15 protein-coding genes are annotated in these 13,479 nt (G+C 65.9%); 14 read left to right on the forward strand and 1 reads right to left on the reverse strand.

Annotated elements, in window-relative coordinates:
- Positions 1–355 precede the first annotated feature (355 nt).
- Positions 356–856: a VOC family protein gene (locus AC3A3X_RS09810; protein ID WP_487582842.1), complete on the reverse strand. Its 501-nt coding sequence runs from the start codon at positions 854–856 to the stop codon at positions 356–358.
- A gap of 186 nt (positions 857–1,042) precedes the next feature.
- Between AC3A3X_RS09810 and AC3A3X_RS09815 the strand changes: the two genes are divergently transcribed.
- The 14 genes from AC3A3X_RS09815 to AC3A3X_RS09880 all read left to right on the forward strand — a co-directional run bounded on the left by AC3A3X_RS09815 (position 1,043) and on the right by AC3A3X_RS09880 (position 13,417).
- A complete protein-coding gene (locus tag AC3A3X_RS09815; RefSeq protein ID WP_487582843.1) occupies positions 1,043–1,411 on the forward strand; it encodes a VOC family protein in 369 nt (122 codons plus the stop codon).
- A 61-nt stretch (positions 1,412–1,472) separates the two neighbouring features.
- Positions 1,473–2,195 (forward strand): DNA alkylation repair protein, encoded by a 723-nt coding sequence (locus AC3A3X_RS09820; RefSeq protein WP_487582844.1) that lies wholly within the window; start codon positions 1,473–1,475, stop codon positions 2,193–2,195.
- Positions 2,196–2,276: 81 nt separating this feature from the next.
- Complete coding sequence (locus tag AC3A3X_RS09825; RefSeq protein WP_487582845.1) at positions 2,277–3,686, forward strand: M20/M25/M40 family metallo-hydrolase; 1,410 nt, start codon at positions 2,277–2,279, stop codon at positions 3,684–3,686.
- A gap of 198 nt (positions 3,687–3,884) precedes the next feature.
- Positions 3,885–5,285: a hypothetical protein gene (locus AC3A3X_RS09830; RefSeq protein ID WP_487582846.1), complete on the forward strand. Its 1,401-nt coding sequence runs from the start codon at positions 3,885–3,887 to the stop codon at positions 5,283–5,285.
- A 263-nt stretch (positions 5,286–5,548) separates the two neighbouring features.
- Positions 5,549–5,959, forward strand: coding sequence for a hypothetical protein (locus AC3A3X_RS09835; RefSeq protein WP_487582847.1), 411 nt, complete (start codon positions 5,549–5,551; stop codon positions 5,957–5,959).
- A gap of 3 nt (positions 5,960–5,962) precedes the next feature.
- A complete protein-coding gene (locus AC3A3X_RS09840; RefSeq protein WP_487582848.1) occupies positions 5,963–6,475 on the forward strand; it encodes a YidH family protein in 513 nt (170 codons plus the stop codon).
- A gap of 100 nt (positions 6,476–6,575) precedes the next feature.
- On the forward strand, positions 6,576–8,183 hold the full coding sequence (locus tag AC3A3X_RS09845; protein ID WP_487582849.1) for an arylsulfatase: 1,608 nt from the start codon (positions 6,576–6,578) through the stop codon (positions 8,181–8,183).
- A 159-nt stretch (positions 8,184–8,342) separates the two neighbouring features.
- Complete coding sequence (locus AC3A3X_RS09850) at positions 8,343–9,260, forward strand: HAD family hydrolase (protein ID WP_487582850.1); 918 nt, start codon at positions 8,343–8,345, stop codon at positions 9,258–9,260.
- A complete protein-coding gene (locus AC3A3X_RS09855) occupies positions 9,257–10,228 on the forward strand; it encodes a formylglycine-generating enzyme family protein (RefSeq protein ID WP_487582851.1) in 972 nt (323 codons plus the stop codon). Before AC3A3X_RS09850 ends, AC3A3X_RS09855 begins: the two co-directional genes overlap by 4 nt.
- A gap of 27 nt (positions 10,229–10,255) precedes the next feature.
- Complete coding sequence (locus AC3A3X_RS09860) at positions 10,256–10,624, forward strand: DUF1622 domain-containing protein (protein ID WP_487582852.1); 369 nt, start codon at positions 10,256–10,258, stop codon at positions 10,622–10,624.
- Between the two features lie 242 nt (positions 10,625–10,866).
- Complete coding sequence (locus AC3A3X_RS09865) at positions 10,867–11,208, forward strand: zinc ribbon domain-containing protein YjdM (RefSeq protein ID WP_487582853.1); 342 nt, start codon at positions 10,867–10,869, stop codon at positions 11,206–11,208.
- Between the two features lie 77 nt (positions 11,209–11,285).
- Positions 11,286–11,834: an NADPH-dependent FMN reductase gene (locus tag AC3A3X_RS09870; RefSeq protein WP_487582854.1), complete on the forward strand. Its 549-nt coding sequence runs from the start codon at positions 11,286–11,288 to the stop codon at positions 11,832–11,834.
- Between the two features lie 124 nt (positions 11,835–11,958).
- Complete coding sequence (locus AC3A3X_RS09875; RefSeq protein WP_487582855.1) at positions 11,959–12,765, forward strand: arylamine N-acetyltransferase family protein; 807 nt, start codon at positions 11,959–11,961, stop codon at positions 12,763–12,765.
- A 40-nt stretch (positions 12,766–12,805) separates the two neighbouring features.
- Positions 12,806–13,417 carry an HD domain-containing protein gene (locus AC3A3X_RS09880; RefSeq protein WP_487582856.1) on the forward strand — a complete coding sequence of 204 codons (612 nt, stop codon included), beginning with the start codon at positions 12,806–12,808 and terminating at the stop codon, positions 13,415–13,417.
- The last annotated feature ends 62 nt before the right edge of the window (positions 13,418–13,479 follow it).

Here is a 13,479-nt window from a genome sequence, read left to right on the forward strand (position 1 = left end):
GGGCCATCCATGGCCCACTGCTGCGCAATCCCCGGCCCGGCGGACGACGCTTCGGTGCTTTGTTGCATGGTCTTCGGTGGCCCTCACCCCAACCCCTCTCCCGCAAGCGGGAGAGGGGCTAAGGAAGCCCGTCATCCCCGCGAAGGCGGGGACCCAGCGTCGTTGCTCTTGTGCCCGTCATTCCCGCGAAGGCGGAAACCCATGGACGTTGCTCCTCACGAGAACCGGCGACCACAAAGCCACGACACCGGCTCCCCGCCTTCGCGGGGGTGACGGGTCGGGGAGGTCTGCTGCCTTCGGTTCCTTGCAGGTCTCCCTGTCAGGCGATGGGCGTGGTGGCCCCGGCAGCGCGGTGTCAGGCCTCCATCGCCTTGCGCATCTCGTTCACGTCCAGCTTCTTCATCTGCATCATCGCCTTCATCGCCTTGCCGGCGCGAACCGGGTCCGGGTCGGCAATCAGGTCGAGCATCTCTATGGGCACCACCTGCCAGGACACGCCGTACTTGTCCTTCAGCCAGCCGCACTGTTGCGCGGCCGGGTCGCCGCCGGCGGTCAGGTGCTTCCAGAAATGCTCGACCTCGTCCTGCGACTTGCAGTTGACCAGCAGTGATACAGCCTCGTTGAACTTGAAGTGCGAGCCGCCGTTGAGGGCGACCATGTCGCAGCCATCGAGCTTGAAGTCGACGGTCAGCACCGATCCGACCGGCTGGCCCGAGCCCTGCGAGGAAGCCTCGTCGTAGCGCAGGATCTTGCCGACGGATGAATCGGGGAAGATCGACGCGTAGTACCTGGCAGCCTCTTCGGCCTGCGAGTCGAACCAGAGGAATGGGGTGATTCGCTGGAAACGCTGGGTCATGATCGGCTCCTGTCGGGGCAGTGGGTGGACCGGCGCAGCGAGCGCAAGTCTCCTGTGTCGACGATTGGGCAAGCGTGAAATCGACATCACGACGTGATGTCGGTTCCTGTCATTGACTCGGGGCAGGGCGGGGCGTATGACCGGGCTTTCGCGTGCAGTCCCCACCCCCAACAGGGAGAACCGGTCATGCTCAGGAAGGTCGCCTACACCATGTATCCCGTCGCCGATGTGGCGCGTGCCCGGGAGTTCTACGAAAACGCGCTCGGCCTGACCGCAGGATCGGTGGGCAACCAGGGCGACAAGTACTGGGTCGAGTACGACCTGCCCGGCGGCGGCTGCTTCGCCCTGACCAATTTCATCGCCGACAAGCCCAGCGAATCGGCGGGCGGCACGATCGCCTTCGAAGTAGAGGACCTCGACAAGCTGATCGCCGACCTCAAGGGCCGCGGCGTGACCTTTCGCGGCGACATGATCCACAGCCCGGTGTGCCGCATGGCCGTGTGCCTGGACAGCGAAGGCAACTCGATCCTGCTGCACCAGCTCAAGGCAGCCTGAGCGCGCCGCGATGCGACAGACGGTGGACACGCCAACACGCACACGGCCACGAAAGGCGACTGTGGCCGCACCTGCGCGGGCTGCAACGCTCGAGCTGCGCCTGGACGAGGCGATGCAGCAGTTGCGCCGGCGCGCGACGAAAGCCACGCTCGACGGCATGGCCCGTTACGCCATTCCCTCCGATCACGCGATCGGCGTGGCGATGAAGGACATCCAGGCCGTGGCCAAGGCGATGGGCCACGACCATGAACTGGCATTGGCGTTGTGGGACACCGGCGTCTATGAGGCGCGCACGATGGCGGCTTATGTCGACGATCCGGCAAGGGTGACGGCGACGCAGATGGACCGCTGGCGCCGTGACTTCGACAACTGGGCCATCGTCGATACCGTCTGCTTCGTGCTGTTCGACCGCTCGCCGCATGCCTGGGGCAAGGTCGTGCAGTGGTCCAGCCGGCGCGACGAACTCGGCAAGCGCGCCGCGTTTGCGTTGCTGGCGAGCCTGGCCCTGCACGGCAGGCTGGAGGATGCAAACTGTGTCGAAGGCCTGGATCTGATCGAACGCGCCGCCAGTGACGAGCGCAATTTCGTGATCAAGGGCGCAAGTTGGGCGCTGCGTTCGATCGGCCGGCGCAACGCCCGCCTGCACGCGCGGTCGACAGCGCTGGCCACCCGTCTGGCCGCGTCCGAAGTGGCGTGCGAACGCTGGCTGGGCAAGGACGCGCTGCGTGATCTGCGCAAACCGGCCGTCGTGCAGAAGCTGGCCAAGGGCAGTCGGAAGAAATAGCCGGAAGTGTGCCTCCCGGCCTTTGCTGCCGCGGCGGCGACCCGACTACACTCGGCCGACCCGACTGCCGAGACCCGCCTGATGAAGCTTCGTGCTGCAGCCACCCTGATCGCGCTGTCCGGCCTGTACGGCCATGCCATGCCTGCCGCCGCGGCAACCAGGCCGGCAGTCGATGCCCGCACGCACGACAAGGCCGTCGAACTGCTCGGCAAGGGCGTCGGCTTCCGCACGGTGATGGGGCAGGGCCAGGTGCCGGCCTACGCGCAGTACCTGGCCGAGCAACTCAAAGCCGGTGGCTTCGCCGCTGAAGACGTGCAGGTGCAGATGCATGGCGACACCGCCGCGCTGGTCGCGCGCTATCGCGGTACCGGCAGCAAGCGCCCGATGCTGCTGTCGGCGCACATGGACGTGGTCGAGGCCAAGCCGGCGGACTGGACCCGCGATCCGTTCAAGATGGTCACCGAAGGCGGCTACTTCTATGGTCGCGGTGTCTACGACAACAAGTTCGATGTCTCGGTGATCGTCGCCACGCTGCTGCGACTGAAGGCCGAAGGCTTCAAGCCGTCGCGCGACATCATCCTGGCGCTGTCGGGCGACGAGGAAACCGGCATGGTGACCACGCGCGCGCTGAGCAAGCAGTTCCCGGATGCCGAGCTGCTGCTCAACGGCGACGCCGGTGGCGGCACGCTGGCCGCGAACGACAGGCCGGTCGCCTACAACCTGCAGGCCGCGGAAAAGACCTACGCCACGGTCACCATCGAGGTGAGCAATCCCGGTGGCCACAGCAGCCGGCCGCAAGCGGACAATGCCATCTACGACCTTGCCACGGCGCTGCAGAAGCTGGCTGCATATCAGTTCCCGGCCCAGGCCGATGAGCTGACGCGCGCCTTCTTCCGCGCCACCGGCAAGCAGACGGGCGGTGCGCTCGGCCAGGCGATGCTGCGTTTCGCCGAGGATCCCAAGGATGCCGAGGCGATCAAGGTGCTCGCGGCCGATCCCGAGTACGTCGGCATGATCCGCACGACCTGCGTGGCGACGATGCTGTCGGGCGGCCATGCCGAGAACGCGCTGCCGCAGCGGGCGACGGCGACAGTCAATTGCCGCATCTTCCCGGGCGTCGCGGTCGAGGACGTGCGCCGCCAGATCGCCGACGTCGTCATCGATCCGGCGGCCAGGCACCCGGCCAAGGTGGAGATCATCGGCGAGCCGACGCAAAGCCCGGCTTCGCCGCTGCGCGAGGACGTGATGCAGGCCGTGCGCAAGGCGGTCGATCGTCGCCAGCCGGGCCTGCCGATCGTGCCGCAGATGTCGCCGGGCGCGACCGACAGCCTGCATTTCCGCGCCGAGGGCATACCGTCCTATGGCGTGTCCGGTCTGTACATGCGGCCGACCGACGACTTCGCGCACGGCCTCAACGAACGCGTTCCTGTGTCGGCGCTCGATCCCGACCTCGATCATTGGCACGTGATTTTGACCGAGCTCGGCCGCTGATCCCACGCCGTGATTTCCACGATCGTTGACGACGTGCCCACGCGCAGTTGACGCGCTGGGCACGCGCATAGCGTTCGGCTATCGAATTCATCCGATCAAACGATTTCTCCTCTGGTTGAGCGAGGGCTAGCCTCGCGCCGGGACGCCGTGTCCGGCGTCCTGGCAGCAGCGTCATCAACCAGTCAAGGGAGAATGACCATGAGGCAAACACCATTACCGCGGCTGTGGCCGCTGTGGTTGATCAGCATCAGCGTGCTCGGGATCTCGTGCATGGCGCTGGCAGACGATCCGCCCGCCACCAGCTATGCACCGGTGACGCCGAGCGACAGCTTCGCCAACGTCAAAAAGCGCATGGAAGGCGACAAGGGCGGCGTCATGAAGCGTCAGAACAGCCTGCTCGCGCAGCGCTACGACCTGTCCAACAAGGCCGCGCAGGGCGTGACGATGTCCGGCGGCAAGGCGGTGCAGGCCGGGGTGCGGGCGAAGCTGCCATCGGGCATCAGCTGGGACGAGCTCGGTGGCATGAGCGCCGAGCAGATCAAGGAGCGCGATGCGTTCCCGATCGGCTTCCTGCCGCTGCCGCATCCCAACCATCCCGAAGGCGGTATGCTGTTCCCGCAGTTCCACATCGATGCGGTCAAGAAAGCCGAGCAGCGCGACCTGACCCGCTTCGATCTCGACTACGACCTGCCGGCGCATTTCCTTCCGGACTTTCCCGCGCCGATCTTCCTGACCACGCGGCCAGACCTGGGGGATGTGTCGAAAGGGCAGCTGGTCACGATCAACAACTACTACGAGTTGTTCAATGGCCTGCTCAATCCCAAGCAGCTCGAGGGCCTGCGCCTGCTGGTGACGCCGTTCCCGCAGCAGCAGTTCAACCAGACCGAGGACCGCCGCTCGGCGCTGCCCAGCCGCGGCGTGGCCTGCCTGGACTGCCATGCCAACGGCCACACCAACGCCGCCACGCATCTGGTCGGCGACATCCGGCCGCAGCAGTTCCGTCACCGCATCGATACGCCGCCATTGCGCGGCGTCAACATCCAGCGGCTGTTCGGTTCGCAGCGCGCCCTGAAGACGGTCGAAGACTTCACCGAGTTCGAGCAGCGTGCCGCGTACTTCGATGGTGACCCGGTGATCGCCACCAAGAAGGGCATCAACATCCTCGACCGCGGCCACCAGGTGCATGCGATGGGCGAGTTCCAGGCGATCCTGGACTTCCCGCCGGCACCTAAGCTCGACGTGTTCGGGCGCCTGGATCCGGCCAAGGCCAGCGAGCCGGAGAAGCGCGGCGAGGCGCTGTTCTTCGGCAAGGCCAAGTGCTCCGGTTGCCACACGCCGCCGTACTACACCGACAACTCGATGCACAACCTGCAGGTCGAGCGGTTCTTCAAGCCGCAGATGATCAATGGCCGTTTCGCCAGCGCCGATGGTCCGATCAAGACCTTCCCGCTTCGCGGCATCAAGGACTCGCCGCCGTACCTGCATGACGGTCGCCTGTTGACGCTGGAGGACAGCGTGGAGTTCTTCAACATCGTGCTGCAGACGCGCCTGCAGCAGCAGGAGAAGGATGACCTGGTGGCGTTCCTGCGCCAGCTGTGATCTGCGCCAGCTGCAAGCCATCGCGTGCGCCGCGGTGATCTGCGGCGCACGTTGAATGTCGTCCCGAGCGCAGCGAGGGGCACGTAACGCCATCGCCTCGACGCCATCACGGGTCATTCACCGCGCGGAAACGACCATCGACCGCGGCGTAACCGTGGACGCGCCCCATTCAACTTGCGCCGGAAGTCGCGGCGAACGTCCCCACGCCTGTCCGGCGCAAGCGTATGCGCAGGGCTGTCCTCATGTCGCCAAACAGGAGCGGGATGGACGGTTTCTTGAACGATGTGGTGCGCTTCTATACCGACCTGATCGGGCGCACGCAGGGGCCGATGACGTTCCGGTTGTTCCTGCAGCCCGGCATGGCGCTGCTGCTTGCGTTCCGCGATGGATTCAAGGACGCCAAGATCGGGCGGCATCCGTATTTCTGGACCATCGTGCACGATCCGGTGCGGCGCGAAGCATCGCTGCGCGAGGGGTTCAAGGCCACGGCGAGAATCCTGGTCCTCGGCCTGGTGATGGACACGATCTACCAGTACAAGGTGTTTGGCACCTTCCACGTGCTCGAGGCGCTGAACGTCGCGCTGATCCTCGGCTTCATTCCCTACTTCCTGTTCCGCGGCCCGGCTGACCGGATCGCGCACTGGTGGTTGAAGCGCAAGGCCGGAGCCCTCTGACCGATGACACCGATCCTGCCCGAAGAACGCGATCCCGAACTGAAGCTGTCGGCCAACCTGCCCAAGCCGCCGTACGACACCACCGACGAGAAATCGGTCGAGCTGTCCTCGCGCCGCACCGGGATGTCGTTCCAGCGCACGCGGATGAGTGCCGATCGCACGTTGATGTCGGTGATCCGCACCGCGCTGTCGCTGATCAGCTTCGGCTTCACCATCTTCCAGGTGTTCCAGAAGATGCAGGAGTCGAAGATCCTCGATGGCAGCGGCCGCGAGCCGCGCAACTTCGGCATCGCCCTGGTCGTGCTGGGCATGGTGATGCTCACGCTGGGGATCGTTTATCACATCAACTACATGCGCGAGTTGCGCGCCGAGCGCGTGCGCATGATCCAGCAGGGCCTGGTCCACGGCGAGAGCAAGTACCCGGTTTCGCTGACCCTGATCACCGCGGCCCTGTTATGGCTGCTGGGCCTGCTGGCGGCGGCCAGCATGGCGTTCGACGTTCCATTGCTGGGCTGAGCAAGCGCGGGCCCGGCGATCAAAGAATCCAGCCACTCGTCGACTGCAGGTGACGCGATGCTGTGACGCGATGTCCCCACCGGTTACTGGAGGAGTAGCAATGGCAACAGCAAAGAAGGCCGCCAGCAAGGCTGCGGCAAAACCAGCGGCGAAGCCTGCCGCCAAGGCGCCGGCGAGCGGCAAGAAGCCGCCCAACATCCTGGTGATCTGGGGCGACGACATCGGCATTGCCAACCTGAGCTGCTACACCCGCGGCCTGATGGGCTACCAGACGCCCAACATCGACCGCATCGCCAGTGAGGGCATGTTGTTCACCGATTCCTACGGCGAGCAGTCCTGCACGGCAGGCCGCTCGTCCTTCATCACCGGCCAGAGCGTGTACCGCACCGGCCTGTCGAAGGTCGGCATCCCGGCCGCACCGCAGGGCCTGCAGCCGGAGACGGTGACCACCGCCGACCTGCTCAAGGATCGCGGCTACGCCACCGGCCAGTTCGGCAAGAACCACCTGGGCGACCTCAACAAGTTCCTGCCCACGGTGCACGGCTTCGACGAGTTCTTCGGCAACCTCTACCACCTCAATGCCGAGGAAGAGCCGGAGATGGCCAACTACCCGAAGGACCCGCGCTTCCGCGAGAACTTCGGCCCGCGCGGCGTGCTGCACTGCTGGGCCACCGACAAGGACGACACCACGGTGCAGGAGCGCTGGGGCAAGGTCGGCAAGCAGAAGATCAAGGACACCGGCCCGCTCAACAAGAAGCGCATGGAAACCTGCGACGACGAGTTCGTCGAGGCCGCCACCGACTTCATCAAGCGCCAGCACAAGGCCGACAAGCCGTTCTTCGTGTGGCTCAACACCACCCACATGCACCTGTTCACCCACACCAAGAAGGAAAGCCTGGGGCAGGCCGGTCGCTGGCAGTCGCCGTACCACGACACCATGATCGACCACGACCGCAACGTCGGCCAGATGCTCGATCTGCTCGACGAGTTGGGCATCGCCGATGACACGATCGTGATGTACTCGTCCGACAACGGTCCGCACATGAACAGCTGGCCCGATGGCGGCATGACGCCGTTCCGAAGCGAGAAGAACACCAACTGGGAAGGCGCCTTCCGCGTGCCGCTGCTGGTGCGCTGGCCTGGCCATATCAAGGCCGGTTCGGTGTCCAACGAGATCGTCCAGCACCACGACTGGCTGCCCACGTTCCTGGAGGCAGCCGGCGACACGGGCGCGACCGATCGGCTCAAGAGGGGCACGACCGTCAACGGCAAGAAATTCAAGAACCACATCGACGGTGTCAGCTTCCTGCCATACCTGACCGGCGGGAGCAAGGAAGGGCCACGCAAGTTCTTCTTCTACTTCAGCGATGACGGTGACGTTCTGGCGGTTCGCTACGACCATTGGAAACTGGTCTTCGTCGAGCAGCGCTGCAGGGGCACGATGCAGATATGGGCCGAGCCGTTCACCAAGTTGCGATTGCCCAAGCTGTTCAACCTGAGGATGGACCCGTACGAGCGGGCCGACGTCACGTCGAATACGTACTACGACTGGTGCCTGAACAACATGTACTTCCTCTACGCGGCGCAGGCAGCGGCAGCGAAGTTCGCCGCCACCTTCAAGGATTTCCCGCCGGCGCAGAGGCCGGGCAGCTTCACGATCGACGACGCGCTGAAGAAGATGTCAGAAGCCCCGGCCGGCGCAAGCTGACACGAAGCCCCTCTCCCGCCCGCGGGAGAGGGGTGAGGGCAAGAACTGAAGTCCCTCTCCCGTTCACGGGAGAGAGGTTGGGGTGAGGGCAAGAGCTGAAGCCCCTCTCCCGTTTACGGGAGAGGGGTTGGGGTGAGGGCAAGCCGACGAGGACCACGAATGAACGACCCACTACCCTCCTGGAACGAAGGCCCCAACAAGGCCGCGATCAAATCCTTCGTGGAGCGCGTGACGACCGAAGGCGGACCCGACTTCGTCGCCGCCGGCGACCGCATCGCCGTGTTCGACAACGACGGCACGCTGTGGTGCGAGTATCCGCTGCAGGTGCAGGTGTTCTTCGCCCTGGCCCAGGTCAAGCTGCTGGCCAGGCAGGACCCGAAGCTGCTGGAGAAGCCGGCGTTCAAGGCGATGCTCGACTGCGACCTGAAGGCGCTGGCGACCCTGCCGAAGAAGGAGGTCTTCGAACCGGCCTTCGCCACCCACGCCGGCATGACCGTCGACGAGTTCCGGGCCAACGCTTCCGAATGGCTGGCGGAGGCCAGGCACCCGACGCTGATGCACCTGTTCACCCAGGGCGCCTACGTGCCGCAGCGCGAACTGCTGGACTACCTGCGCGGCAACGGCTTCAAGACCTATATCGTCACCGGAGGCGGCGTCGAGTTCGTGCGCGTGGTGGCCGAGCAGTTGTACGGCATTCCGCCCGAGCAGGTCATCGGCTCCAGCACCCGCATGAAAGTCGAGACCGTCGAAGGCCAGCCGGTGCTGCGCAAGCTGGCGGAAGTGGGCAGCTTCGACGACCGCGAGGAGAAGGTGGTCAACATCGGCCTGCACCTCGGGCGTCGGCCGATGTTCGCCTTCGGCAACTCCGATGGCGACCTGGCGATGATCCGCTACACGCTGGCCGGCGACGGTCCGCGCATGGCCTGGTACCTGCACCACGACGATGCCGAGCGCGAGTTCGCCTACGACCGCGACTTCAAGCTCAGTGCATTCAAGGACGGACTCGACCACGCCGAGGAATATGGGATCGGTCTGGTCAGCATGAAGAACGACTGGAACCGGGTCTTCGCACAATGAACATTCACGCTAAGCTCGGTCCGGCATTCGCGGCAGACGAGGAAGGCATGACCGACGACATGGTGCACATCCCCGCTGGCACCTTCCTGATGGGGTCCGATCACCATTACCCCGAGGAAGCGCCGGCGCACAAGGTGTCGGTGCCGGCATTCCGGATCGACCGCACCGCGGTCACCAACGACCAGTTCGCGCGCTTCGTCGAGGCCACCGGCTACGTCACCCTGGCCGAGCGACCGGCCGATCCGGCCGACTACCCGGGAGCCGATCCGGCATTGCTGGTGCCCTCCTCGGTGGTGTTCATGCCGGCGCAGGGGCCGGTGGACCTGCGCAATCACTACAACTGGTGGGCCTATATCGCCGGCGCGAACTGGCGGCAGCCGCGTGGACCGGAGTCCTCGATCGAGGACCTGGGCGACCATCCGGTGGTGCATGTCGCGTTCGAGGATGCCCAGGCCTACGCCGACTGGGCGGGCAAGTCGCTGCCGACCGAGGCGGAATGGGAATTCGCCGCGCGCGGCGGCCTCGATGCCGCCGAGTTCACCTGGGGCGACGAGTTCACGCCGGGCGGCAAGTACATGGCCAACACCTGGCAGGGCGAATTCCCCTGGCAGAACCTGCAGCACGACGGACACCTGTGGACCGCACCCGTGGCTTCGTACCCGGCCAACGGCTACGGCCTGCACGACATGGCCGGCAATGTCTGGGAGTGGACCACCGACTGGTACCAGGAGCACAACCGCATCCAGCAGCATGCCTGCTGCACGCTGGAAAACCCGCGCGGCGGCGATCGCGATGCCAGCTTCGATCCGCGCCAGCCGCAGGTGAAGATCCCGCGCCGGGTGATGAAGGGCGGCTCGCACCTGTGCGCGCCGAACTATTGCCGGCGCTACCGGCCGGCGGCGCGGATGGCGCAGCCGATCGATACCTCGACCTGCCATCTGGGCTTTCGCTGCGTCGTGCGCGGGTAACCCGGCCCCCGTGCGGAGGAGGGCGCCATGAAGGAGTGGCTGATTGCGATCACCGAACCGGTCGTGGTGATGATCGACATCATCGCGCTGCTGGTGGTGCTCATCGGCACGCTGCAGGCCCTGGTCGGCGTGATCCGGATGATCTGGCGCCACGACCATGACAATCACCTGCGTCGCCAGATCTGGATGGATTTCTCGCGCTGGCTGGTCGCCGCGCTCACCTTCCAGCTGGCGGCAGACATCCTGGAGTCGTCGACGACGCCGGACTGGGACGGAATCGGGCGCCTGGCGGCGGTGGCGGTGATCCGTACCTTCCTCAACTACTTCCTGGAACGCGATGTCGAGGAGATGCGGCAACGCGAGCAGGAGGCCCGCGAGCGCGCTGGCGAGAGGTGAGTGGCCTTGGCGATCTGCGCGGTCTTCGGGGCGGACGACGCTTCGGTATTTCGTTGCCCGGTCTTCGGGGGCCCTCACCCCAACCCCTCTCCCGCAAGCGGGAGAGGGGCTTAAGAAAGCCGTCATCCCCGCGAAGGCGGGGACCCAGCGACGTTGCTCCTATCCCCGTCATTCCCGCGAAGGTGAGGGCGGGGCAGGCTGTCGTGGCGTAAAATGTGCGACCCCACGCAGAATCATCCCCAATGCCCAACGCTCCCGCCTGTCCGCAATGCACCCTTGAGAACACCTACGTCGACGGTGGCAACTTCGTCTGCGCCGATTGCGGCTTCGAATGGTCCGCTTCCGGCGATACCGGCGGCGACACCGGCGCGGTCGTCCGCGACAGCAACGGCAACGCCCTCGCCAACGGCGACACCGTGGTGGTGATCAAGGACCTGAAGGTGAAAGGTTCCTCGATCCCGCTCAAGCAGGGCACGGTGATCAAGAACATCCGCCTGGTCGAAGACGACGCCGAGCACATCGAAGGCAACTCGGACAAGATCAAGGGCCTGGTGCTGAAGACCATCTTCCTGCGCAAGGCCTGATCGAAGGCGATCCGTCACGGGCTGGTCACGTCGCCGCTCCAAGAGTAGGCGACGGACAACGCACAGTGGAGCCAGTGATGAGCCAGTACCGCATCGCCGTGTTGATCGGCAGCCTGCGTCGTGAGTCGATCAACCGCCAATTGGCGCGCGGGCTGTTCAAGCTTGCGCCGGCGGACTTCGAGTTCCACGAGTGCCGCATCGACGACCTGCCGCTGTACAACCAGGACGACGACAGCCACCAGGCGGCGCCGGTGAAGCGGCTCAAGCAGGAGATTGCGGGCGCGAAGGGCGTGATGTTCGTGACCCCGGAGTACAACCGCTCCGTGCCCGGTGTGCTGAAGAATGCGATCGACCATGCCTCGCGGCCCTATGGGCAAAGCGCCTTCGCCGGAAAGCCGGCCGGCGTGATCGGCGCTTCGATCGGCTCGATCGGCAGCGCGCTGGCGCAGCAGCACCTGCGCAACACGCTGGCCTACCTCGACATGCCGACCATGGGCCAGCCGGAGGTGTTCATCCACGCCAAGGAAGGGCTGTTCGGCGACGACGGCGAGATTGGCGCGGGCAGCCGCAAGTTCCTGCAGGAATGGATGGACCGCTACGTCGAATGGGTGAAGTCGCACTCGTAGCGGGCGCGCTCATGGAAGTGCGGTCATCACGGTCGCAGCTGGCACGAAGGTGCGTTGCGCCCGCGTCGCGGCCGCGTTGCGCAGTCATGCCTAGAATCGTCGGCAACGAGCCTGGAGTTGCCGCATGAACCTGGATGCCTACCTGCGCCGCGTCGGTTACGACGGCCCGCTGCACCCGAGCGTGGACGTGCTCGATGCACTGGCCTATCGGCATGCCACGACCATCGCCTTCGAGAACCTCGATCCCTTTGCCGGGCGCCCGGTCGAACTTTCGCCGCAGGCGCTGGAGCGCAAGCTGGTGGAGGAGGGGCGCGGCGGCTACTGCTTCGAACACAATCTGCTGCTCGCCCAGGCCCTGAAGGCCCTCGGTTTCGAGGTGAGCGGGCTGGCCGCACGCGTGCTGTGGACCCAGCCGGAGGATGCGATCACCGCGCGCAGCCACATGCTGTTGCGGGTCGAGCTGGACGGGGGGACTCGCCTGGTCGATGTCGGCTTCGGCGGCCTCACCCTGACCACGAGCCTGGCACTGCGCGACGGCGAAGACCAGGCAACGCCGCACGAGGCGTTCCGCCTGCAGCTGCGCGATGGCGACTGGTGGATGCAGGCCAGGTTGCCCGATCGCTGGGCAACCCTCTACCGCTTCGACCTGCAGCGTCAGCACCCGGTCGACTACGAAGCGAGCAACTACTTCCTGTCGACCCATCCCGGTTCGCACTTCGTCACCGGCCTGCGCGTGGCCCGGCCCGTCGATGGCGGCCGCCATGCGCTGCGCGACCGCGAGCTGAGCTTCCATCGTCTCGACGGCACCAGCGAACGGCGCACGCTGGCGGACCTCGACGAACTGCGTGACGCACTGGAAGGCACCTTCGGCATCCGGCTGCCGCAGTCGCCGCAACTGCGGGCGCGCATGGCCGGTTTGTTCGCCGCCTGAGTCACAATGGCGTGGCCACAGCGAACGAAGACCCGTGCCGATGACCGTCGCGCTTCCACTGGACCTGCCGCAGGAGCAGCTCGACGCGCTCCAGGCCGCCTACGCCTCGCCGCCGCGCGCGTATCACAACTTCCAGCACGTGCAGGAAGTGTCGCGGCACTACCGTGAGGTCGCCGCAGGCCCGGGCTGGCGACAGCCGGCGGAAGTCGGGCTGGCGGTGCTGTACCACGATGCCATCTACGAAGCTGGGCGACGCGACAACGAAACCCGATCGGCCGAGCTGGCGGCGGCCCATGTCGCGCGCTGGTGGCCGACGGCCGGCATCGATGCGCGGCGCGTGACGGACCTGATCGAACTGACCGCGCGCCACGGCAGCCTGCAGCCGGCCGATGTCGACGACGAGGCGGCGTTGTTCCTGGATTGCGACATGGCCATCCTCGGCGCCGAACCGGCGCTGTTCGATGCCTACGACCGCGGCATCGCCGCCGAGTACCGCGGGCACGTGCCGGCGTGGCTGTTCAAGCTCAACCGGCGCCGCTTCCTGAAGGCGCTGCTGGCGCGCCCGCGCATCTATCTCAGTGACTTCTTCCACCAGCGCTATGACACGCAGGCGCGACGCAACCTGCGCCGCGCGGTCACCGAGAAACGTTGACGCGATCACTGCCGTCGGCCTGAGCGGCACCGACGCGGCCGGGAGTGCCGGCCGCGCCGGAT

The sequence above is a fragment of the Lysobacter sp. Soil_N_23 genome (assembly GCF_057656135.1).